The sequence below is a fragment of the Mesorhizobium sp. M0854 genome (assembly GCF_040319815.1).
Classification (GTDB): domain Bacteria; phylum Pseudomonadota; class Alphaproteobacteria; order Rhizobiales; family Rhizobiaceae; genus Mesorhizobium.
On the sequence record NZ_JAMYOL010000001.1, the window covers coordinates 463,635 to 484,630 of the forward strand.

At 64.4% G+C, this 20,996-nt stretch carries 19 protein-coding genes; 10 read left to right on the plus strand and 9 right to left on the minus strand.

Features of this window, described 5'->3' with window-relative positions; all coding sequences use genetic code 11:
• Positions 1 to 83: 83 nt before the first annotated feature.
• Both NKH99_RS02075 and infC read right to left on the minus strand, forming a co-directional pair.
• Positions 84 to 725, minus strand: a complete 642-nt coding sequence (locus NKH99_RS02075; RefSeq protein ID WP_352451636.1) for a methyltransferase family protein — start codon at positions 723 to 725, stop codon at positions 84 to 86.
• Between the two features lie 202 nt (positions 726 to 927).
• Positions 928 to 1,464 (minus strand): translation initiation factor IF-3, encoded by a 537-nt coding sequence (gene infC, locus NKH99_RS02080; protein WP_023677573.1) that lies wholly within the window; start codon positions 1,462 to 1,464, stop codon positions 928 to 930.
• Positions 1,465 to 1,679: 215 nt separating this feature from the next.
• Between infC and NKH99_RS02085 the strand changes: the two genes are divergently transcribed.
• The 4 genes from NKH99_RS02085 to NKH99_RS02100 all read left to right on the plus strand — a co-directional run bounded on the left by NKH99_RS02085 (position 1,680) and on the right by NKH99_RS02100 (position 5,055).
• Complete coding sequence (locus tag NKH99_RS02085) at positions 1,680 to 2,447, plus strand: alpha/beta hydrolase (protein ID WP_352819519.1); 768 nt, start codon at positions 1,680 to 1,682, stop codon at positions 2,445 to 2,447.
• 4 nt (positions 2,448 to 2,451) lie between these two features.
• Positions 2,452 to 3,594, plus strand: a complete 1,143-nt coding sequence (locus tag NKH99_RS02090; protein ID WP_352819521.1) for a benzoate/H(+) symporter BenE family transporter — start codon at positions 2,452 to 2,454, stop codon at positions 3,592 to 3,594.
• A gap of 116 nt (positions 3,595 to 3,710) precedes the next feature.
• A complete protein-coding gene (locus NKH99_RS02095; protein ID WP_352616779.1) occupies positions 3,711 to 4,199 on the plus strand; it encodes a DUF2852 domain-containing protein in 489 nt (162 codons plus the stop codon).
• 97 nt (positions 4,200 to 4,296) lie between these two features.
• Positions 4,297 to 5,055: a M48 family metallopeptidase gene (locus NKH99_RS02100; RefSeq protein ID WP_352451640.1), complete on the plus strand. Its 759-nt coding sequence runs from the start codon at positions 4,297 to 4,299 to the stop codon at positions 5,053 to 5,055.
• Positions 5,056 to 5,128: 73 nt separating this feature from the next.
• On the opposite strand, the gene NKH99_RS02105 is transcribed toward NKH99_RS02100, so the two are convergent.
• Positions 5,129 to 5,347, minus strand: coding sequence for a hypothetical protein (locus tag NKH99_RS02105; RefSeq protein ID WP_352819523.1), 219 nt, complete (start codon positions 5,345 to 5,347; stop codon positions 5,129 to 5,131).
• Positions 5,348 to 5,509: 162 nt separating this feature from the next.
• Between NKH99_RS02105 and NKH99_RS02110 the strand changes: the two genes are divergently transcribed.
• The 6 genes from NKH99_RS02110 (at position 5,510) to NKH99_RS02135 (ending at position 11,179) form a co-directional block, all read left to right on the plus strand.
• On the plus strand, positions 5,510 to 6,169 hold the full coding sequence (locus tag NKH99_RS02110; RefSeq protein ID WP_352616834.1) for a phosphoribosylanthranilate isomerase: 660 nt from the start codon (positions 5,510 to 5,512) through the stop codon (positions 6,167 to 6,169).
• A 33-nt stretch (positions 6,170 to 6,202) separates the two neighbouring features.
• Positions 6,203 to 7,453, plus strand: a complete 1,251-nt coding sequence (gene trpB, locus NKH99_RS02115) for a tryptophan synthase subunit beta (RefSeq protein WP_352505958.1) — start codon at positions 6,203 to 6,205, stop codon at positions 7,451 to 7,453.
• 2 nt (positions 7,454 to 7,455) lie between these two features.
• The gene (gene trpA / locus NKH99_RS02120; RefSeq protein ID WP_352819524.1) at positions 7,456 to 8,295 is read left to right on the plus strand and encodes a tryptophan synthase subunit alpha; all 840 of its coding nucleotides are present in this window, start codon (positions 7,456 to 7,458) and stop codon (positions 8,293 to 8,295) included.
• 95 nt (positions 8,296 to 8,390) lie between these two features.
• Positions 8,391 to 9,317, plus strand: a complete 927-nt coding sequence (gene accD, locus NKH99_RS02125; protein ID WP_352819525.1) for an acetyl-CoA carboxylase, carboxyltransferase subunit beta — start codon at positions 8,391 to 8,393, stop codon at positions 9,315 to 9,317.
• Between the two features lie 55 nt (positions 9,318 to 9,372).
• Entirely contained in the window at positions 9,373 to 10,698 is a 1,326-nt protein-coding gene (locus tag NKH99_RS02130) for a bifunctional folylpolyglutamate synthase/dihydrofolate synthase (protein ID WP_352472565.1), read from the plus strand.
• Between the two features lie 61 nt (positions 10,699 to 10,759).
• Complete coding sequence (locus NKH99_RS02135; protein WP_352819526.1) at positions 10,760 to 11,179, plus strand: VOC family protein; 420 nt, start codon at positions 10,760 to 10,762, stop codon at positions 11,177 to 11,179.
• A 48-nt stretch (positions 11,180 to 11,227) separates the two neighbouring features.
• On the opposite strand, the gene NKH99_RS02140 is transcribed toward NKH99_RS02135, so the two are convergent.
• The 6 genes from NKH99_RS02140 to tsaE form a co-directional block, all read right to left on the minus strand.
• Complete coding sequence (locus NKH99_RS02140; protein WP_023718287.1) at positions 11,228 to 11,509, minus strand: cupin domain-containing protein; 282 nt, start codon at positions 11,507 to 11,509, stop codon at positions 11,228 to 11,230.
• 132 nt (positions 11,510 to 11,641) lie between these two features.
• Positions 11,642 to 11,965: a thioredoxin gene (trxA, locus tag NKH99_RS02145; RefSeq protein ID WP_023677558.1), complete on the minus strand. Its 324-nt coding sequence runs from the start codon at positions 11,963 to 11,965 to the stop codon at positions 11,642 to 11,644.
• A 73-nt stretch (positions 11,966 to 12,038) separates the two neighbouring features.
• Positions 12,039 to 15,551, minus strand: a complete 3,513-nt coding sequence (gene addA / locus NKH99_RS02150; RefSeq protein ID WP_353012289.1) for a double-strand break repair helicase AddA — start codon at positions 15,549 to 15,551, stop codon at positions 12,039 to 12,041.
• Positions 15,548 to 18,685: a double-strand break repair protein AddB gene (gene addB, locus NKH99_RS02155; protein WP_353012292.1), complete on the minus strand. Its 3,138-nt coding sequence runs from the start codon at positions 18,683 to 18,685 to the stop codon at positions 15,548 to 15,550. The genes addA and addB overlap by 4 nt, the downstream gene beginning before the upstream one ends.
• Complete coding sequence (locus NKH99_RS02160; protein ID WP_353012467.1) at positions 18,682 to 19,425, minus strand: nucleotidyltransferase family protein; 744 nt, start codon at positions 19,423 to 19,425, stop codon at positions 18,682 to 18,684. Before NKH99_RS02160 ends, addB begins: the two co-directional genes overlap by 4 nt.
• Before the next feature lie 56 nt (positions 19,426 to 19,481).
• On the minus strand, positions 19,482 to 20,993 hold the full coding sequence (tsaE, locus tag NKH99_RS02165) for a tRNA (adenosine(37)-N6)-threonylcarbamoyltransferase complex ATPase subunit type 1 TsaE (RefSeq protein ID WP_353012295.1): 1,512 nt from the start codon (positions 20,991 to 20,993) through the stop codon (positions 19,482 to 19,484).
• Positions 20,994 to 20,996 lie beyond the last annotated feature (3 nt).

Here is a 20,996-nt window from a genome sequence, read left to right on the forward strand (position 1 = left end):
TTGGGAACGGCGGTCCTATACGTCAAAGCGGGGGCGCGCGCAACACCCCGTGCCCAGCAACACTGTACTCAGCAACACCGTACTCAGGGGAAACGGAACAGCACCGGCAATATGCCGGACTGCTGGGCGCCGTCGATCAGTTCGAAAGCCGGCAAGGCAACCAGGAAGACCAGACCGTCGAGCAGCGTGGTTCGCAGCAGGCGCGGCTTGAAGCCGCCGGTGTCGCCTTCCTGATACAGCGACAGTTTCGGGAAGAAGCGCGGCACTTTCAACAGGTAGGCCTGGTATGGCGCGCCAAGAACCTGCCTGAGGAATTTCTCCTCGCGCAGGATAACGATGTAAAATGCACCCGCGCAGAGCGCTCCAAAGCCGATCGTGGCGGTGATGGAGCCGATCTGTGCGCCGACACCGGCGGCAGCTAAAGTAGAGAAGACATAGAGCGGGTTGCGGGTGATCGAATAGGGTCCGCCGGTCACCACTTCGGAGGATTTGCGTCCACCAATATAGAGCGTCGACCACAAGCGTCCGACAACGCCGAGAAAGATCAGCAGGACGCCGACCATTTCGATCGTTTCATGCACAGGCGTATCGGGCGGAAAAACCGACTGCCCGAACAAAAGCATCGCGAAAAGGACGACGACGACGACGGCAAGCACCATCCTGCGCGTGTGCTGGTAGCTGCCCAGCCCATATTTGGCTTCCGAATGCTTGACGTCATTGACCATGTCGGGAATCCGATCGTCGAGGGAACCAGAGCGTCTTTGCTCTCGCCGGCGATCGCAGCGTCTGGCCAAGAAACAGGCGCCCCGCCGATCGCCGGGACGCCTTGCAACATGATTCAGGCGGATTTAATGCACGTCGCCCAAAAGTGCGCAGCGGTTTTGCGACAACGACATGCACAAACAGAACTAAAGCGCACAACGCGCTTTAGCGGGGCGCCAGCACCATCATCATCTGGCGGCCTTCGAGCTTCGGTTCGGCTTCGACCTTGGCGATGGGCGCCACTTCCTCGCGAACCTTGTTCAGAAGCTGCATGCCGAGTTCCATATGCGCCATCTCGCGACCGCGGAAGCGCAATGTCAGCTTGACCTTGTCGCCTTCCTCGAAAAAGCGCCGGACGGCCTTCATCTTGGTCTCGTAGTCGTGGCTGTCGATGTTCGGGCGCATCTTGATCTCCTTGATCTCGATGACCTTCTGGTTCTTGCGCGCCTCGGCCGCCTTCTTCTGGTTGGCGTATTTCAGCTTGCCGAGATCGAGGATCTTTACGACGGGCGGCACTGCATTGGGCGATATCTCGACCAGATCGAGCCCAGCCTCTTCGGCGAGCAGCAATGCGTCGTTGATGGAGACATCGCCGCGGTTCTGGCCTTCGGCGTCGATTAGCTGGACCCGGGGAACCCGGATGTCACGGTTGGAGCGCGGGCCTTCCTTGGTGGGCGCCGCTGCTTTGAAAGGTCTGCGAATGGTCGTGGTCTCCTTGAGCCGTTTCGTTAAGGGGTTCTTCGGTTCAGAATTGCGAACGCGCAATGTGGTGAGCGCGCGGTCGGAGTCAATAGCACAGCATTCTCAGGAAATCACCTGCTCGATGGAATGCTCCTCTGCACCAAGCGAAGAAAGTGGCGGAGCACTTTTCGTTGAATGCCTTGCTGTGCCAAAAGACCGGCGTGAGGGAATACACCATGAGCACCACCCCGATCTTCCTGGACGTCGACGGGACGAGCATCGCCGTCAGGCATGCGGCAGGTGCCGAGCCCGGCATCGTCTGGCTTGGCGGCTACAAATCCGACATGCTGGGCACCAAGGCCGAAACCTTGTCGGAATGGGCGCTCGGGGAAGGCCGCGCCTTCCTGCGCCACGATTATTCCGGTCACGGCGAATCGGGCGGCGCCTTTGCCGACGGCACCATCTCGAAATGGCTGGGCGAGAGCCTGGCGGTTTTCCGCCGTTTCACCCAGGGCAGGCAAATCCTGGTCGGTTCGTCGATGGGCGCCTGGATCGCGCTGCGCATAGTGCAGGAGTTGCGCAAGGCGGGCGAGAACAGCGTCGCCGGCCTTGTGCTGCTGGCGCCGGCGCCCGATTTCACATTCGAACTGGTGGAGCCGGTGCTGACCGGGGCGCAGAAGCGCAACCTCAGGAAAAAGGGCTTTTTCGAGGAGCCGTCGGACTATTCAGCCGAACCGTACATCTACACGCGCGCACTGATCGAGGACGGCCGCAACAACCGGGTGATGACCGGGCCGATCGACACGCACTGTCCGGTCCATATCCTGCAAGGGCTGGCCGATCCCGACGTGCCGTCGAGCCATGCGCTGAAGCTGGTCAGCCTGCTGCCGGCCGACGACGTCACGCTGTCGCTCATTCCCGACGGCGACCACCGCCTGTCGCGGCCGCAGGATCTCGACATGCTGGTGCGGGCGGTGGACGCGATGGTGCGGCAGGCGGGATAGAGACATGCGCATTTCCATTCCGGTGTCCGCCTTCGTGGCGGCGATCGTCGGCTTCGGCGGTACGCTGGCCATCGTCATTGCCGCCGCCAAGGCGGTCGGCGCAACGCAGGTCGAGACCGCAAGCTGGGTGACGGCGCTTTGCCTGGCGATGGCGATCGAGAGCCTGTGGCTGTCCTGGCGTACGAAAATGCCGGTCATCACCGCCTGGTCGACGCCAGGCTTGGCGCTGATCGCCGCGTCGACCGGCTTTTCGATGGGTGAGGCGGTTGGTGCCTTCGTCGTCACCGCGGTCCTGCTGATCACCACAGGCCTGTTCGGGCCCTTGACCAAGCTGATCGCCAGAATACCGGCGTCCGTCGCGTCCGGAATGCTGGCCGGCATCGTCGTCACCTTCGCCATCAATGCGGTGAAAACCGTTCCCGTCGACCCCTGGCTGATCCTGCCGCTGGTTGCGGCGTTCTTCGTCATCCGCCTGTTCAACCCGGCCCTGTCGGTGCTGCTGGTGCTGATCGGCGGCGGTCTCGCCGCCTTCCTCACCGGCCGGGTCGGCGGTCTGCCGGCACCGGAACTCTCGAGCTTGACGCTGGTGATGCCGCAGTTCACCGCCACTGCGATCATCGGCCTCGCCTTGCCGCTCTACCTCGTCACCATGGCCTCGCAGAACCTGTCCGGCCTCGCCGTGCTGAGGGCAGCCGGCTATCATCCCGAACCCGGGCCGCTGATCGGCGTCACCGGCCTGTTTTCGCTGCTGACGGCGCCGTTCGGCGCTTCGACCACCAATCTGGCGGCAATCTCGGCGGCGATCTGCACCGGGCCCGACGTGCATCCCGATCCGGCCGAGCGCTGGAAGACCGGGCCGTTCTATGCGTTGGCCTATCTCGTCTTTGCCCTGTTCGGCGCCTCGCTGGTGGCGATCTTCGCCGTATTGCCGCAGAGCCTGATCGCGCTGGTCGCCGGCCTGGCGCTGATGGCGCCGCTCGCCAATGCACTGTCGATCGCCTTGAAAGACGAGGACGAGCGGATGGCCGCCACCGTCACCTTCGCCGTCACCGCATCGGGGCTGACGCTGTTCGGCGTCGGTGCGGCGTTCTGGGGCCTGATCGCCGGATTGGTCGTGCTTTTTCTTGAAATGCTCAAAAAGCGATAATCATTTCAGCCGCTTGTCCGGTTTTGGCGGTTGCTGTCTTGAATCGCCGTTTTCTTCATCCCATTTCGATTCCACGCAGCCGGATTTGGCTGTCTCCAACTGAAGGATTGGAAGAAATGAACACATCTGCATTGATCCGTCCGGCCTGGACGCCGGCGACCATCGCGTTGATGGTGATCGGGTTCATGGTGTTCTGGCCGCTCGGCTTCGCCATGCTCGCCTACATCATCTGGGGCGATCGGCTCGAGGGCTTCAAGCGCGACGTCAACCGCGCCACCGACGGCATCTTCGCCGGCTGCCGCCGCGGCTCCGACAGGGCCGCGCGCTGGGGCCATGGCTCCGCACGCACCGGCAACGTCGCTTTCGACGACTGGCGCGAAAAGGAACTCGAGCGGCTTGCCGAGGAACGCCGCAAGCTCGACGAGATGCTGAGCGAGTTCGATGAATATGCCCGCGAATTGCGCCGCGCCAAGGACCAGGAAGAGTTCGATCGCTTCATGGCCAACCGCAACAAGTCGACGTCGCCCACGACAGGTGGGTCAACTGGCTCGACGACGAATAACAAACGCGGCGGCAACTCCACGCCAGGCCTGCTCGACGAGTAAGGTCCCGTGCCCAGATAGATAATCCAACGGCGTCGCGTCAGCGGCGCCGTTTCTTTTTTGTTCTAGTCGTTTCCCTCGAATCACGTATCGTCCCGGAATGTCCTTCGGCTTCTTCCGCACCCCGACGAAACCCAAGCCCACGCCCGTCGTGGAGCGCGAGCATTGCGTTGCCGGCCGCACGCTGCCGCTCAAGATCGTCGAGAACGACCGGGCGCGGCGCCTGACGCTGCGCATCGATTCCGGCGGCCGTGGTCTGCGCATCACCGTGCCGCCGGGGCTGCGCCGCGGCGAGGTGGAAAAATTTCTCGACCGCCATCAGGACTGGCTGGAGCAAAGGCTGGCCAAAGTGCCCAACCGGCCGCAGGTGCGTCCCGGCATCAAGGTGCCGGTGCGCGGCGTGCCGCATCGCATCGTCCATGAACCGTCGAAACGCGGCACCGTCACGCTGTCGCGCGACGAGCGCGGGCCGCTGATGATCGTGCATGGCGAACGCGTGCATCTGCCGCGCCGCATCGCCGATTTCCTGAAGCGCGAAGCCAAGCGCGAGATCGAAGCGCTGGTGACCAAGCACAGTGCTGCGGTCGGCAAGCGCGCCAAGGCGATCCGCTTCAAGGATACGTCGAGCCGCTGGGGATCGTGCACGTCGGACGGCAATCTGTCGTTTTCCTGGCGCATCATGATGGCGCCGCGGCCGGTGATAAACTACCTCGTCGCGCATGAGGTGGCGCATCTCAAGGAGATGAACCACGGCCCGAAATTCTGGAAACTATGCGAGCAGCTTTGCCCGGATACCGAGCGCTGCAAGGACTGGCTCAAGCGCAATGGCGGCGCGCTGCAGGCGATCGCGTTCGAGTAGGATGCTTGTAGGGGAACGAAATGGAAACTGTAGCGATCCTTCGCGCCGGCCTCAATAGATTCTGCACTGCCGATCAATCGTCATTGGCCGCGTTCAACTCCTCCGGCCGCAACCCCTCATCGACATGGCGCGGCCAGGGCAGGAAATCCTTCTCGAAGGTCTCGTTGCTGAAATAAGCCAGCGCCCGGTGCGCCTCGGCGCCGTTGAAGGCTGCCTTGTCCATCAAATGAGCGATGACCTCATGGGCCTGCGCCAGCTTTTGCCTGAGTTCCGCGACGGTCTTTTCCGACATGATCTTTGTTCTCCCGCCTCTGTGCCTGAGCAAGTAGCGTTGCGCTTATATTAGCAAGGTAGCGCGTTCCGCTCTTACATTAGCAAGGTAGCGCGTTCCGCGCTGGCGGCAAACAGGATGCTTTTTCTCGACTCTTTGGCCGTTTCATGCCAATCCCGCGCCATGGCGCTGGACATCAAGATATGCGGGTTGAAGACCGACAAGGCACTGGCTGCGGCATTGGCCGGCGGCGCCAGCCATGTCGGCTTCATTTTCTTTGCCAAAAGCCCGCGCTATGTCGAGCCGGCGGAAGCCGGCCGCCTGCGCGAAGCGGCGCGCGGCAAGGCCAAGGCGGTTGCCGTGACGGTCGACGCCAGCGATGCGTTCCTGGATGACATCGTCGAAAAGATGCAGCCCGATATGCTGCAGCTTCACGGCGCCGAGCCTCCCGAGCGGGTGGCCGAGGTGAAGGCCCGCTACGGCTTGCCGGTGATGAAGGCGCTGCCGGTCAGCGAGGCCGCCGATCTCGGGCGAGTCAAGCCCTTCATCGGCATTGCCGACCGCTTCCTGTTCGATGCCAAGCCGCCTAAGGGTTCGGAATTGCCGGGCGGCAACGGTCTTGCCTTCGACTGGCGCATTCTGGCTGGCCTTGACGCCGGCGTCGATTACATGCTTTCCGGAGGGCTCAATGCCGGCAATATCGGCGACGCCTTTCGGCTGGCGAACCCGCCCGGAATAGATGTTTCCTCGGGCGTGGAGAGCGCGCCGGGCGTCAAGGAACCGGCGCTGATCGAACAATTTTTCCGCGCCGTCGGGGCAGCACGCGACAACCGCGCCGCCTGACCACGCTTCAAACCACAGACCAGGAGATCGGCGATGGACAAGCCGGCGATACCGAATTCCTTCCGCACCGGCCCCGACGAGCAGGGCATGTTCGGCATTTTTGGCGGTCGTTTCGTTGCCGAAACGCTGATGCCGCTGATCCTTGAGCTGGAGCGGCACTGGAACGAGGTCAAGAACGACCCGGATTTCAAGGCCGAACTGACCGATCTCTCGACGCATTACGCCGGGCGGCCGTCGAAGCTCTATTTCGCCGAAGGCCTGACCAGGCATCTTCGTGAGGTGTCCTCGGCGAAGGGCCTAGGCGGCGGCGCAAAGGTCTATTTCAAGCGCGAGGACCTGAACCACACCGGCTCGCACAAGATCAACAACTGCCTCGGCCAGATCCTGCTCGCCAAGCGCATGGGCAAGACGAGGATCATCGCAGAGACCGGTGCCGGCCAGCATGGCGTCGCTTCCGCCACGGTCGCGGCGCGCTTCGGGCTTCCTTGTATCGTCTATATGGGCGCGACCGATGTCGCCCGGCAAAGCCCCAACGTATTTCGCATGAAGCTTCTGGGCGCCGAGGTGCGGCCGGTGACGGCCGGCCACGGGACGCTGAAGGACGCCATGAACGAGGCCCTGCGCGACTGGGTGACCAATGTCGAGGATACCTATTATCTGATCGGCACCGCCGCCGGCCCGCACCCCTATCCGGAGCTGGTGCGCGACTTCCAGTCGGTGATCGGCACCGAGGCGCGCGCCCAGATCCTCGAGCAGGAAGGCCGGCTGCCGGACACCATCATCGCTTGTGTCGGCGGCGGTTCCAACGCTATCGGCCTGTTCCATCCCTTCCTCGACGACAGTGAGGTGCGCATCATCGGCGTCGAAGCCGGCGGCCGCGGGCTCGACGGCATCGAGCATTGCGCCTCGATGAGTGCCGGCGCGCCCGGCGTGCTGCATGGCAACCGTACCTACCTTCTGCAGAACGCCGACGGCCAGATCATGGACGGTCACTCGATCTCGGCGGGCCTCGACTATCCGGGCGTCGGTCCCGAGCACTCATGGCTGCGCGATTCCGGCCGCGTCGACTATGTGCCGATCCTCGACAGCGAGGCGCTGGAGGCGTTCCAGTTGACGACACGCGTCGAGGGCATCATTCCGGCGCTTGAATCGGCCCATGCCATCGCACAGGCGGTGAAGATCGTGCCTGACATGGACAAGGACCAGATCGTCATCGTCAACCTGTCCGGCCGCGGCGACAAGGACGTGCATACGGTGGCCAATATGCTGGGCATGGAGATCTGATCATGGCCACCCGTATCGACCGCCGCATGGCAAAGCTGAAGGCCGAGGGGCGACCGGCACTCGTCACCTATTTCATGGGCGGCGATCCGGACTACGACACGTCCCTGTCGATCATGAAGGCGCTGCCCCGCGCCGGCAGCGACATCATCGAGTTAGGCATGCCGTTTTCCGATCCAATGGCCGACGGCCCGGCGATCCAGGCGGCCGGCCTGCGGGCGCTGAAGGGCGGCCAGACCTTGGTCAAGACGCTGAAGATGGCCTCGGAATTCCGCGCCGGCGACAGTGAAACGCCGATCGTCTTGATGGGCTATTACAATCCGATCTACATCTACGGCGTCGAGCGCTTCCTGAGCGACGCGCTGGCCAGCGGCATAGACGGGCTGATCGTCGTCGACCTGCCGCCTGAGATGGACGAGGAGCTTTGCATCCCGGCACTCAAGGCCGGCATCAATTTCATCCGGCTGGCGACGCCGACCACCGACGACAAGCGCCTGCCCAAGGTGCTGCAGAACACGTCGGGTTTCGTCTACTACGTCTCGATGACCGGCATCACCGGTTCGGCGCTGGCCGACACCGGCAAGGTGGCGGCAGCGGTCAAGCGCATCAAGAGCCATACCGACCTGCCGGTCTGTGTCGGCTTCGGCGTCAAGACCGCCGAGCAGGCGCGCACCATCGGCGCGTCGGCCGACGGCGTCGTTGTAGGCACCGCGATTGTCAATGCAGTCGCCAACGTGCTGGGGCCGAAGGGCGAAAAGACCGCCGATCCGGCCGAGGCCGTCGCCACGCTGGTCAGCGGGCTTTCGCAAGGGGTTCGGGCGGCTCGCCTTGCTGCCGCCGAATAATCTTGATCTTCTGGTTGGCCATGATCTCCAGCGAAAACCGATTTCCACTTTTCGGGATCATGGTCTAACTCTTCGTAAGGACAGGAGCCGAAGCGATGAACTGGATCACCAATTACGTCCGTCCGAAGATCAATTCGATGCTCGGCCGCCGCACCGACATGCCGGAAAACCTGTGGATCAAGGATCCCGAGACCGGCGAAATGGTGTTCCATAAGGATCTGGAGCAGAACCAGTTCGTCATCCCGTCCTCCGGCCACCATATGAAGATATCAGCCAAGGAACGGCTGAAATTCTTCCTCGACGACGGCAAATACGAGACGCTGGAAAACCCCAAGGTCGTTCAGGATCCGCTCAAGTTCCGCGACGAGAAGCGCTACGCAGACCGGCTGAGGGATGCCAAGGCCAAGACCGGCATGGAAGACGCCATCATCAATGCGCTGGGCACGGTCGAGGGCGTGCCGGTGATGGTGACGGTGCAGGATTTTGCCTTCATGGGCGGCTCGCTCGGCATGGCGGCAGGTGACGCCATCGTGCATGGTTTCGAGGTCGCCTTGCAGCGCAAGCGGCCGCTGATCCTGTTTGCGGCCTCCGGCGGCGCCCGTATGCAGGAAGGCATCCTGTCGCTGATGCAGTTGCCACGGACCACGGTCGGCGTCGACAGGCTGAAGGAGGCCGGCCTGCCCTACATCGTCGTCCTGACCAACCCGACGACCGGCGGCGTCACCGCCTCCTATGCCATGCTGGGCGACGTGCATATTGCCGAGCCCGGCGCCCTGATCGGCTTTGCCGGCCCGCGCGTCATCGAGCAGACCATCAGGGAAAAGCTGCCTGACGGCTTCCAGCGCGCCGAATATCTGATGGAACACGGCATGGTCGACATGGTGGTGTCACGGCTGGAGATGCGCCAGACCATTGCACGGCTACTGAGAATGCTGCTCAAGCTGCCGGAGGAGCAAAAATCTCAGGAACCGGAAATCTTGCCGCCGTCGGTGATTCCGGCCGAAGCCCGGCCGCACGCCTGACGCATTCGCCACGAACTGCGATTGCGCGCCGTCCGTGGCGCGCCTAGGATTCGCCATGACCACGCTTGCCGCCGACCGCGAAATCGAAAGCCTGATGGCGCTTCATCCGAAGGGCTTCGACCTTTCGCTCGACCGCATTTCGCGGCTGCTCGAGCGGCTCGGCAATCCGCAGGACCAGCTGCCGCCGGTCATCCACATCGCCGGCACCAACGGCAAGGGCTCCTGTGCTGCTTTTTCACGGGCGCTGCTCGAAGCCGCCGGCTACCGCGTCCACGTCCACACCTCGCCACATCTGGTGAACTGGCACGAGCGCTACCGGCTGGCCGCGGATGGCGGCGGCAGGCTGGTGGACGACAAGGTCTTCGCCGAAGCCATCGCCCGCGTCGCCAAAGCCAATCAAGGCCAGAAGATCACCGTCTTCGAAATCCTCACCGCCGTCACCTTCCTGCTGTTTTCCGAACATCCGGCCGATGCCGTCATCCTCGAGGTTGGCCTTGGCGGCCGCTTCGACGCCACCAATGTCATCGCCGAGCCGGCCGTGTCGGTGATCATGCCGGTGTCGCTCGACCACGAAGCCTATCTCGGCGACCGCGTCGAGCTGATCGCCGCCGAAAAGGCCGGTATCATCAAGCGCGGATGCCCGGTCGTCATCGGCGCGCAGGAAAGCGAGACGGCCCAGCAGGTGCTCATCGAAACCGCCGAGCGGCTCGACTGCCCCGCCTTCGTCTATGGCCAGGATTTCCTTGCCTATGAGGAAAACGGGCGCATGGTCTATCAGGACGAAGACGGATTGATGGACCTGCCGCCGCCGCGCCTGCCGGGGCGCCATCAATTCGCCAATGCGGCGGCGGCGATCGCGGCGGTCAAGGCGGCGGGCTTCGAGATCAGCCACCGCGCTGCCGAGAAGGCGATGGCGAATGTTGCCTGGCCGGGCCGCATGCAAAAGCTGCCGCAAGGACGGCTGAGCGAACTGGCGCCGAAGGGCGCCGACATCTGGCTCGACGGCGGCCACAATCCCGGCGCTGGCGTGGTCGTCGCCGAGGCGCTGGCCGAGCAGGAGGAAAAGAACCCGCGTCCGCTGTTCCTGATCTCGGGTATGATCAACACCAAGGACCAGAGCGGCTATTTCCGCGCCTTCAAAGGGCTGGTCCGGCATGTCTACACCGTGCCGGTGAGCCTGAGCGACGCGGGCGTGCCGAACGACGAGCTGGCGACCCGCGCCATCGAGGCCGGCCTGTCGGCCGAACCGGTCAGTTCCGTCGCCAATGCGCTGATGCTGCTGCGCGACACGTGGGACGGACCGCCGCCGCGCATCCTGATCGGCGGGTCACTTTACCTGGCCGGCGCGGTGTTGGCCGAAAACGGCACGCCGCCGGTTTGAGGCGTGCTTCAGCCGGGCCACGGTGACGCCAAACTTGTCAGACCACCGCGAGGAGCCAATCATGATCAAGGTAAAGCAGCTCGCACACGTTTGCATTTTCGCGAATGACCTGGAGATGACGCGAAGCTTCTATCGGGACGTCCTCGGCATGGACACCCAGTTCAATTTCCTGCGCGACGGGAAGATTTTTGGCTTCTACCTCAATTGCGGCAGCCGTAGCCATGTCGAGGTGTTCCAGAAAGACGACGCCAGCTATGGCGACTTGAACCAGATCAACCACTTCTGCCTCGAAGTGGAAAACATCGACGCCGCGATCGCCCATCTGAGGTCAAAGGGGGTTGATGTCACTTCCAAGAAACGCGCGTGCGATGACACCTACCAGGCTTGGATCCGCGACCCCAACGGCGTGAGGATAGAACTGTTCGAATACACTGAAAAAAGCGCACAATTCGTCGGCGGCGATCGTGTCGCGGATTGGTGATCGCGCCTCGCCGGGACAATTGTAGCGGCGCAGCCGATGATTGGTGGACTACTTCAGCTCGACCTCGATGAAGGCGAATTCGCCATCGTTTGCACTGATGACGTCATGTTCGACGCCCTCGTTGCGGAAATACGGGGCGCCCTTCTTCATCTCGGCAAAGGATTCGCCATCCTTGGTCAGGAGCTTCACCTTGCCGTCGGTCAACGGCACGATCACATAGTCGTGGCCATGGCGGTGCCAGCCGGTGTTGTCGCCCGGGGCGAAGCGGTATTCGGTGACGATGACGCGCTCATTGTCGATGAAGACGGTGGCCTTGGCGGATCCGGTCATATCGCTTCTCCTTTGAATTCAGAAGAGAAGAATACCGGGCGGCAAGCCGCGAGTGCCAGAGCGGCCCACCAATGACGCCAGCAAAAGAAGGCCCGGCGCGAGGCCGGGCTTTTCTGCAAAATTTTGATCGGATCAGGCGAGGCTGCCGTTGATCCAGTGCGACAATGCCGTTTTCGGCGCAGCACCGACCTTCATGTCGGCGACTTCGCCGCCCTTGAAGATCATCAGCGTCGGGATCGAGCGCACGCCGAACTGCGCGGCCAGCTCAGGATTCTCGTCGATGTTGAGCTTGGCGATCTTTATCTTGCTGCCGAGTTCGATGGCGATGTCCTCGAGCGCCGGGGCGATCATCTTGCACGGGCCGCACCATTCCGCCCAGAAATCGACCACGACCGGCTCCTTGGCGTTGAGCACGTCGGCCTGGAAATTGCTCTTGTCGACCTTGACGGTGGCCATGCTGAGATCCTTTCGATTTATTCGTCCCACCAAATGTGGTGGTGATCGTGTCCGTCTTCAAGCAAGTGTTGTGTCACGCTCCCGTGAGTCTAGCAAGCGCGTCGTCCATGGCCGCTGCCGGCAGCTCGATCAGCCGCGGCGCTTCGGTGAACAGCAGCGCCGCCGAGACCTCGCGTCCCGGATAGAGCGGCTGAAGCAGCGCGCGATAAAGTGCGAGCTGCAGAACATAGGCTTGCGGCACTTCGGCGAGCGTAGCTGGCGCTGGCCGATTGGTCTTGTAGTCGACGATCGAAACCTTGTCCGGCGTTACTGCCAACCGGTCGATCTTGCCGGAAATCGAGCGCAGTTTGCCCCTCACCTCCAGGCTGCCCATGATGGCGACTTCGGCGCGCGAGTTTGGCGCAAACAGCGGCGCGAAGCGGCTGTCGGCAAGAATTCTGAAAACGCCAGCCAAGGCCTTGTCGTGCTCGTCGTCGGGCCATGCCGCGCCGGCTCTTGCCAGATAGCGTTCGGCGGCATCCCGGCGTGTTCCCTCGGCGATGCCGGGCAGCATCTGCAGCAATTTGTGCAGCGCCAGCCCGCGCACGACGGCAAGGCCGGGCTCGGCGTCGGCATCCAGCACCGGCGAACGCGTGTCGGCCACCGCTTGCCGCGCCTCGTCGATCAGCACCGAGGCGCCGGACGGCGAGAGCGGCCGCGGCAATTCTTCGAAGGGCGGCAGCGGCCGGAACAGGGTTTCAGGCAGTGGTGCAAAGCGTCCCGCCTGTCGTGCCTCATCCACTGACGCCGGTGGCATGGGCGGCAGTTTCGTCACCTGGAAACGATGCACGGTCTCGCCAGTGGCGGGATGCCGGCGTTCTTCGCTCTCTGCGGCACCGACCAGTGCGCGGCTGACGATCGAATGCCAGGTACCGATATTCGGCGCCCGCTTGCCGTGGTAGCCGCAGACGATCAGCCGATCCTCGGCGCGGGTCATGCCGACATAGAGCAGCCGGCGGTATTCGTCGTCGGCGAGCTCGCGGGCGCGGGCCGATGCGGCGCGTGAAAACCCATTTGCGACATCGCTGGCCGAACGCCAGAGATAGCCCTTGCCCTCCCAGCAGTCGCCCGAGCCTTCGAACGGCATCAATCTCGGCAGATGCTGGTCACTGAACGGCGCGGAGCCGCCATCGACAAGGAATACCACCGGCGCCTCCAGGCCTTTGGCGGCATGCACGGTCATGACGCGAACCTCGTCGCGGGTCTGGTCCATTTCGCGCTTGATCTCGGGGCCGGCGTTTTCCAACGTCGACAGGAAGGATTCCAGTCCCGGCAGGCCGGTCCGCTCCTCGGCCAGGCAGAAATTCAGGAATTCGTCGAGGACGTCGCCGGCCTCCGGCCCGAGCCGCGCGATCATCTTCTTGCGCAGGCCGTCGCGGGCGAGAGCTGCAGCATAGAATTCGAACACCGGCTTGAATGCGGCCTCGTTCGACCATGTGCCGAGCCGGCTGACGACGGCGGCCAACGCCTCGCTTTCGCCGGCATGCCGGCGCAGCGAGGCGATCAGCGAGACGCTCGATGGCCTCTCCGCAGCAAGCGCGAAAAGCTGCTCTTCCGAGACATCGAAGATCGGGCTGCGCAGCACGGCGGCCAGCGACAGATCGTCCTCGGGCTGGATGAGAAAGTGACCGAGTGCGATCAGGTCCTTCACCGCGATATGGCCAGGCAGGCTGAGCCGGTCGGCGCCGGCCACCGGGATGTGGCGGCGCTTCAACGCCCGTGTCAGCGCATGGACGAAGCGGTCGCGCTTGCGCACCAGCACCAGCACGTCGCCGGGCCGGAGTTTCTTGCCGCGGCCTTCGATGACCTCACCGTTGCCGATCCAGCCGGCAATCGTTGCGGCGACGTTTTCAGCGACGCGGACTGCCGGCGCGTGGGCATGGTCGACCGCTTGCGTCCAATCGTCTGGTTCGTCGACGACGTTGGCGCCGAGCGACGGCCAGACCTCGACATGACCCGGCGCATCGGTGCGGATCGCCTTGTGGTCGAGCGGATCGGGGTCGTGGCTGATGCCGCGCCGCACGTTCGGGTCGGCAAAGACCCGGTCGACGGCGGCAAGAACATCTTCGGTCGAGCGAAACGACCAGGTTAGCTTGAGATCGGCGAAGGCGGCGGCGGCGGATCTGACTTTGCCGGCAAACAAAAGCCGGCTGTCGGCAAAGGAGTCCGGGGCGGCGCCCTGGAAGGAATAGATCGACTGCTTTTCGTCGCCGACAGCAAAGATGGTGCGGTGGACGGCGTCGCGTGCGCCGAGCCCGGCAAAGAACTCCTCCGCCAGCCGCTTGACCACCTCCCACTGGTCGGGACTGGTGTCCTGCGCCTCGTCGAGGAGGATGTGGTCGATGCCCTGGTCGAGCTTGTACTGCACCCATGGACCGGCGTCGGGCCGCGCCAGTAGATGGACCGTGCGGGTGATCAGGTCGTTGAAGTCGAGGAAGCCCCGGGCGCGCTTCAATTGCTCGTAGCGGGCGATCAGCCAGTCGGCGATGGTCAGCGCCGCACGCGTGCCTTCCAGCATCCTGAACAAGGCCAGCCGGTCGGAGATTTCGAGAATGGCGTCGACCGCCGCCAGATATCGTTCGGCAAGATCTGGCAACCGGTCCAGCAATGCCCTCTTAAACGTCTTTGCCGGATCGTAAGGCTCGCCGTCGGCCCTCAGGAAAGCCTTGGAGAGCAAATTCAGGCGACGTACCGGATCCTCCTCGGCAAAGGCAAGGCGGGCGTATGGCAGCAGATTGTTCAGCACGATGCGCGCATCGGCGGCCTCGGCTGCCCGTGAAAAGGTGACGAGATAATCCGGCAGGAAGCCGGGCAGCGGCCAGACCGAGGCGGCTATACCTTCGGCCGTCTGGCCGGCGCGGAAATGGAACTCGTCGAACAGCGCCTGAAAACCATCGCCGCCGGCCGCGGCGATGAACGCACGCAAACCATCGCGCTTGCGCACGATCTCGGCCAGCAGTGCGTCGAGCCCATGCTCGCCGCCGCGCTCCAGCACGGTTGCGAAGGCCTCGGACAATGCCGCATCGCCTGCAACGCCGCCCGAAATCATGTCGCGGCGGGCGGCGGCGAACAGCGAAGCCTCCATTTGCGGATCGAGCATTTCGAAATGCGCAGGGATATTGGCTTCCAGCGGGAACTGATGCAGCACCGATTCGCAGAAGGCGTGGATGGTCTGGATCTTCAGCCCGCCCGGTGTTTCCAGCGCCTCGGCGAACAACCGCCGCGCCCGGCGCATGGTTTCGCGGTCGGGCTGGCGGCCGTCCAGCGCCTCTATCCGTGTCGAGAGCTCGGCATCGCCCAGGGCCGTCCATTGCGACAGCGTCGAAAACACCCGGTTCGACATGTTGGCGGCGGCGGCACGCGTATAGGTCAGGCACAGGATCTTGGACGGATCGGTGCCGCGCAGCAACAGCCGGATAACGCGCTGGGCGAGTACGTGGGTCTTGCCGGATCCGGCGTTGGCCGACACCCAGGCGGAATTGCGCGGATCGGACGCGCTTGCCTGGCTCGCGGCAGTGTCGCTTGGAATGGGGTAGGCCTTTTTCATGCCTCCCCTCCCTCGTCATCGGCGTCGCCGCCGGCGGACCATTCGTGCACGCGGGCGAGATGGTCGTAGTCGCCGTCGGTCTCGCCCTCGCGGAACGGCAGCGCCCGCGACAGATAGCCGGTCGCCGGGTCGGCGTAGTGGATCAGCAGTTTTTCCAGCCGCGCCCACGCTTCTTCGGCGAGATCGGCGGCGGTTCGCGGCTTGCGGTTGTATTCGAGGATGGATTCCTCGAACACTTCGCCATTCGGCCTCAGCCGCACGAAGGCCAGTTGCGACGGCTCGCATGCGCCAAGCTCCTTGAAAGCGCCGCGCCTGAGCAGCGCGCCCTCGAGTGCCAGTTGCGGCGCGAGCAGCGTGTGTGCCTGTGCTTTGGATGGCGAGGAGCCGGTCTTGTAATCGAGGATGTCGGCCATGCCGCCGGCCAGCAGATCGATGCGATCGGCATAGCCGGACAGGGTCACACCGGATCGGCCCACACCGGTCTTTTCGGCGCGTTCCTCGGCGTGCCGCCGTGCCACGGCTGCGGCCCGGCCGCGCTCCCATTCGATGATGCCGGCGGCAAGCTTTTCGAAGCGTGGCCACCACACCGCCTCGACATCGGCCGGCAGCGCCGCCTCGGCAAAGCAGGAGCGGCCTGCGGCGATGAGCCCGTCCAGCGCCTCCGGCGCGCGCGGGTCGGCCACCCTCGCCGAGAAGAGGTGCAGAATTGCGTGAAACAGCGTGCCACGCTCTGCAGCGCCCGGATCGCGAATGACCGGATCGAGCGGCATCAGGCCGAGTATCCTTCTGGCATAGACCGCATAGGGATCGCGGCGCAGCGTTTCGATCTCGGTGACCGAGAAGTGGTGCGGCCGCGCGGCGAGCGGCGGTTTCGGCTGCGGCCGCGGCGCAAAGTCCTGCTTTTCGCCGGCATCGAGCACACGCGCCCAGGCAAGCAGTTCGTCGCCGCGTCGGCGAAGTGCAGCAGCGTGGTCCTCGCCGACGAATGTAAGGATGCGCTGCAGCCAGCGCGAAGGTACCGACGGTGCATCGCCGGAGCGGCCGGAGCGAGCCAGCACCACTTTTTTGACGCCCATGGCCATCTGGAAATCATGGGCGGCAAGGCCGATGCGCCGCTCGGGCGGTTCAAGATCGATGCCGGTCTTCATCAGCCGCGACATGAAGCGGTCGCTCTCCGGCTTGCGCGGCCACACGCCTTCGTTGAGGCCGCCGACGACCAGCGTGTCGACATCCTGAAGCCGCGCTTCCAGCACACCCCAGATGGCGATGTTCCTGTCGGTGCCCTGCGCCGGCTTGACCGTCTCGGGCGCGATCAGCGCCTCCATCACGTCAGGCCATTCGTCAGCGGCGAAGGAGAACGACACCGAGGCCGCGACCAGCCCGCGCAAGAGCTCGGCGAGCTTTTCGCCGGCATCGCCCGCATAGAGTTCGCTCGGGCTGCCGTCAGCGGCGCGGCCGAGGCTTTCGAGCGCAACGACGCTGGCGCGCACAAGAGTGGCAAGATCGGCATTCTCGTCGCCGCGAAAAGCAACCAGCGGCGCCAGCACGGCCGTTAGCCGGATCAGCAGGTCGCGCGCCTGTTCGATGCGCCTGACCGAAAGCCGCGGCCACCAGAAGGGTGGGCGGCGATTGCCGCTGCCGTCGAATTCGAGGAGCCGGGTGTCGAAGAGCTGCGCCAGCGACGCCACGTCCGGACGCCCTGTGCCACCGCGCAGCGCCACAAGTTCGACGATTTCGGCCGCATGGCGCACGCTTGCCCGCTCCAGGCCGAGGCCAAGCAGGGGATGCTTGAGCAGCGACAGCAGGGCAACGGGGTCGCCCGGGCGGAAGGCTGCCTGAAGCGCCAGCCTGAGCAGGCTGGCGGCTGGTGTGTTGATCAGCGGCGTGCCGCCGGAATCGTCGGCGGCAACGCCGAAGCGCAGCAGCTCGACTGAGACGCGCCGCGCCAGAGCGCGGTCGCCGGTGACGAGTGCGGCGCGCTGGCCGGGCCGTTCGACAGCCTGTTTGAGCGCGACGGCGATCGCCACGGCTTCGTCGCGTTCGCTGGCGGCTTCGAGAAGCGTCACCTCGGCGAAGGCCTCGGCAATATCGCCGGCCCTAAAGCGGGCGCGCGTCTCGGCCCAGAGCTCGGTGGTCTCCGCCGGGCGCAGCGCTTCGCCGACAAGTGCGGCGCGCAGCGCAAGCGGTCGCGGCGCAACAGCAATCTCCTCGACATCGGCGAGCGGCACGCCGATCTTGCCGATCAACTTTGCCAGGCCGTATTGCGGGTGGCCAAGCACGGCTGGGCGCGCGCCCGGTGTGGTGATCGCGGCAAAGGATGGCTCGTCCAATGCCCGGTCGAGCCCGGGCAGCACAACGGCGCCATTGGGCAGACCGGCGATCACGGCAAGCAGCTCGGCCGTGGCGGGAATGGAGCCGGTGGAACCGGCGGCGATCACCGGTCCGGCTGGCGGATTACGCTTCAGCCGCGCCGCCTCCAGCCTTATCAGGGCATTACGATGCGCGGCCGGATTGGAACGATGGTGTTCCTCGAGCAGGTTCGGCCAGTTCTCCGTCACGATGGTCAGGAAGTCGAGTGTCACCTGCCACCAGCCTGCAAGATTGCCGGTTACAAGGTCGGCGAGCCTTGCCCAATCCGTGCCTTCGGTGTCGATCTCATCCATCAGGCGTGCAAGGTCGCGCGCCAGCCAGATGGCGTCGGCGGCGGAGGCCGGTATGACGATCTCCTCGTCGAACAATGCCGCGACATGTGCCGGCAGGCGGCGTTTCCACGCCCGCACCAGCGGCGCAAGCAGCAGAAGACGCTCGACCGCGGCGATCGGCGGCGCAAGGTCGATGGCGGCCGAACCTCCTGCCTCGAAGGCGGCTTCATCCTCATCGAACTCACCAAGCGGGCGGATGACCGGCAGGATCGCCGAGCGGCTTCCCGAGCGCGAGAGAGCATCGACGAAGACGCCGCGAAGCGCCCGCGCCGCACGGCGCGTCGGCACATAGATGGTAAGATCGGCCAGCGCCAGCGGATCGCCGTCATAGGCGAAGCCGGGAACCAAGCGCCCCGCAAGCAGCGCCTCGGCCAGCGTCGGCAGGAACGGCGCTCCGGGCGGGATCGAGAAAACGCGGCGGGAGCCGCTCATTTCGACTCGGGAAGAGCGCCGGGTGCCTCACCGACAGCATTGGGCGTGCCGGCAAAAGCGGCGGCGACCGCTGCTTCCGCCCGCGGGATCGCGTCAGGTGTGCCGACAGTAATCCAGTGACCCTGCATTTTCAGGCCGAACAGGCGGCCGGCGGCGATTGCCGCATCGAAATAGGCGTTGAGAGAGTGTGGACCGGCCGGCGCATCCTTGAAGATGCGCGGATGGACGATTGCGGCGCCGGCATAGATCAGGCCGGCCGGATCGTTGTTCGCACGCCGCAAGGCGCCGTCCGGCGCCATCAGGAAATCGGTGCCGCCGCTATGTCCGGTTGCCGACTGGAGATCCGCAAGCATCAGCAGAATGTCCATTGTCGCGCCCTCCCATGCAAGGGCAAGTCGCCTGAGACTGGAAACGCCGCTGTCGATCCAGAAGGTGTCGGCGTTGAGCACATAGAAGGGCGCCCCTAACCTGGGCAATGCCTTGACGATACCACCGCCGGAGTCAAGCAAGCCCCTACTCTCATCCGAGATGACGATTCTCGGCGCACTGCGGCGGGCTACATGGTCCACGATCTGTTGCGGGAGGTAATGGACGTTGACGACGGCCTTGGCGACGCCGGCTCCGGCTAGGCAGTCCAGCCCCCAGTCGAGCAATGTCTTGCCGGCGACCTTGACCAGCGGCTTCGGCATGGTGTCGGTGATCGGCCGCATGCGCTTGCCGAGCCCGGCGGCGAGCACCATGGCGGTCGTCGGCATCGGCTGCTCATCCGCCGCCTTCAGGCCCAAATCCTTAGCCGTCAAATCGAGCGTTCCTCCAGGAAGCCGTGGGCGATGTAGAAATCCTGCAGCCCGGCCAGCGCCGGATGCGCCAGTGCCCGGCGAAGATAGTCGCGGATGCGCGGCAGATGCTTCAGATAATAAGGCTTGCCGTCGCGTTTTTCGAGCCGCACGAAGATGCCGAGGATCTTGGAATTGCGCTGTGCGGCCATGATTGCATAGGTTTCGCGGAATTCGTTCTCATCGAAGGCACCGGCAGCACGTCGCGCGGCGATGTAGGCGGCGAGCGTGTGCTTTTCGATTTCAGGTGAGATGGTGACGCGCGCGTCCATGGCGAGCGAGGCGACGTCGTAGGCTGACGGACCGATCAGCGCATCCTGGACATCGACGACGCCGAGGCGGTCGTGACCGAAACGGTCAGCGCGCCAGATCAGGTTGGGCGAATGAAAGTCGCGCAGCATCAGCGTGTATTCGCGCCCCTCGAGCCGATCGACCACCGCACTCCATTCGCTGCGATAACCGGCGCGCAACGCCTCGCTTGGCGAAGCGCCTGATATCGCCGGGACATACCAGTCGACCAGCAATTCGGCCTCGATCATCATGGCGTCGCGGTCGAAAGGCGGCACGTCGTGGAAGACGCCGGGGCCGGCCTGCATGCGGGCCGGCCATGTTTTGCCGTGCATCATGGCAAGCAGTTCGGCCGCCGCCGCATAACGCGCGGCCACCGGCTGGCCGCGCTTGTCGAGGAAGCCTTGGGAACCGAGATGCTCCAGCAGAAGAAAACCCTGCTCGAGATCCTGGGCATGGATTTCCGGGACGCTGACGCCGCCGGCCCGCAAGGCCCGGTCGATGGCGACGAACGCCGAAACGGATTGCGCGGTGTGAGCGATCTCGGCATAGGGTTTGCCGTCGCGGACTGGCGGTCCGAGCACCAGCCTTGGCGAGTTCATCAGCACGCGCGGCGGAAATCCGGCGAGCGTGACGATCTCGTAGGAGCGAGCCGAGGCATCACCGATGAAATATCGTCGCTGCGCTTCGCCCCAACCGGCCTGCCCGAGAAAATCGCGCATTGCCAGCGATCGCGCCGCGCGCTCGAAGGCGGCGCCCTCTCCCGATAGTCTCGCCAGTCGGCCGTCGCCCTGCTGGAGAAGTTCGACCAGCACCGAGGTTTTCGGCAGATATGCCTCTGCCCGCTCCGGCCATTCGACCAGCGCGGCGCCTTGCGTCAGCGCCTCGTCGAAGCCCAGCTCGTCCAGCTCGGATGCCGTGCCCAAGCGGTAGAGATCGAAATGATGAACCGGCACACGCGCGTCGTAGCTCTGGACCAGCGTGAAGGTCGGGCTCGGCACGTCGAGCCCGGCATCGTCGGCCAGTGCCCTGATCAGCGCCCGTGCCAAGGTCGATTTGCCGGCGCCGAGATCGCCCTTGAGGGCGAGCACGTCGCCAATGCGCAGCGACATGGCGAGATCCTCGCCGAACCTTGCCGTCGCAGCCTCGTCGGCGAGAAAACGCTCCAGCACCAATACCGCCATCGA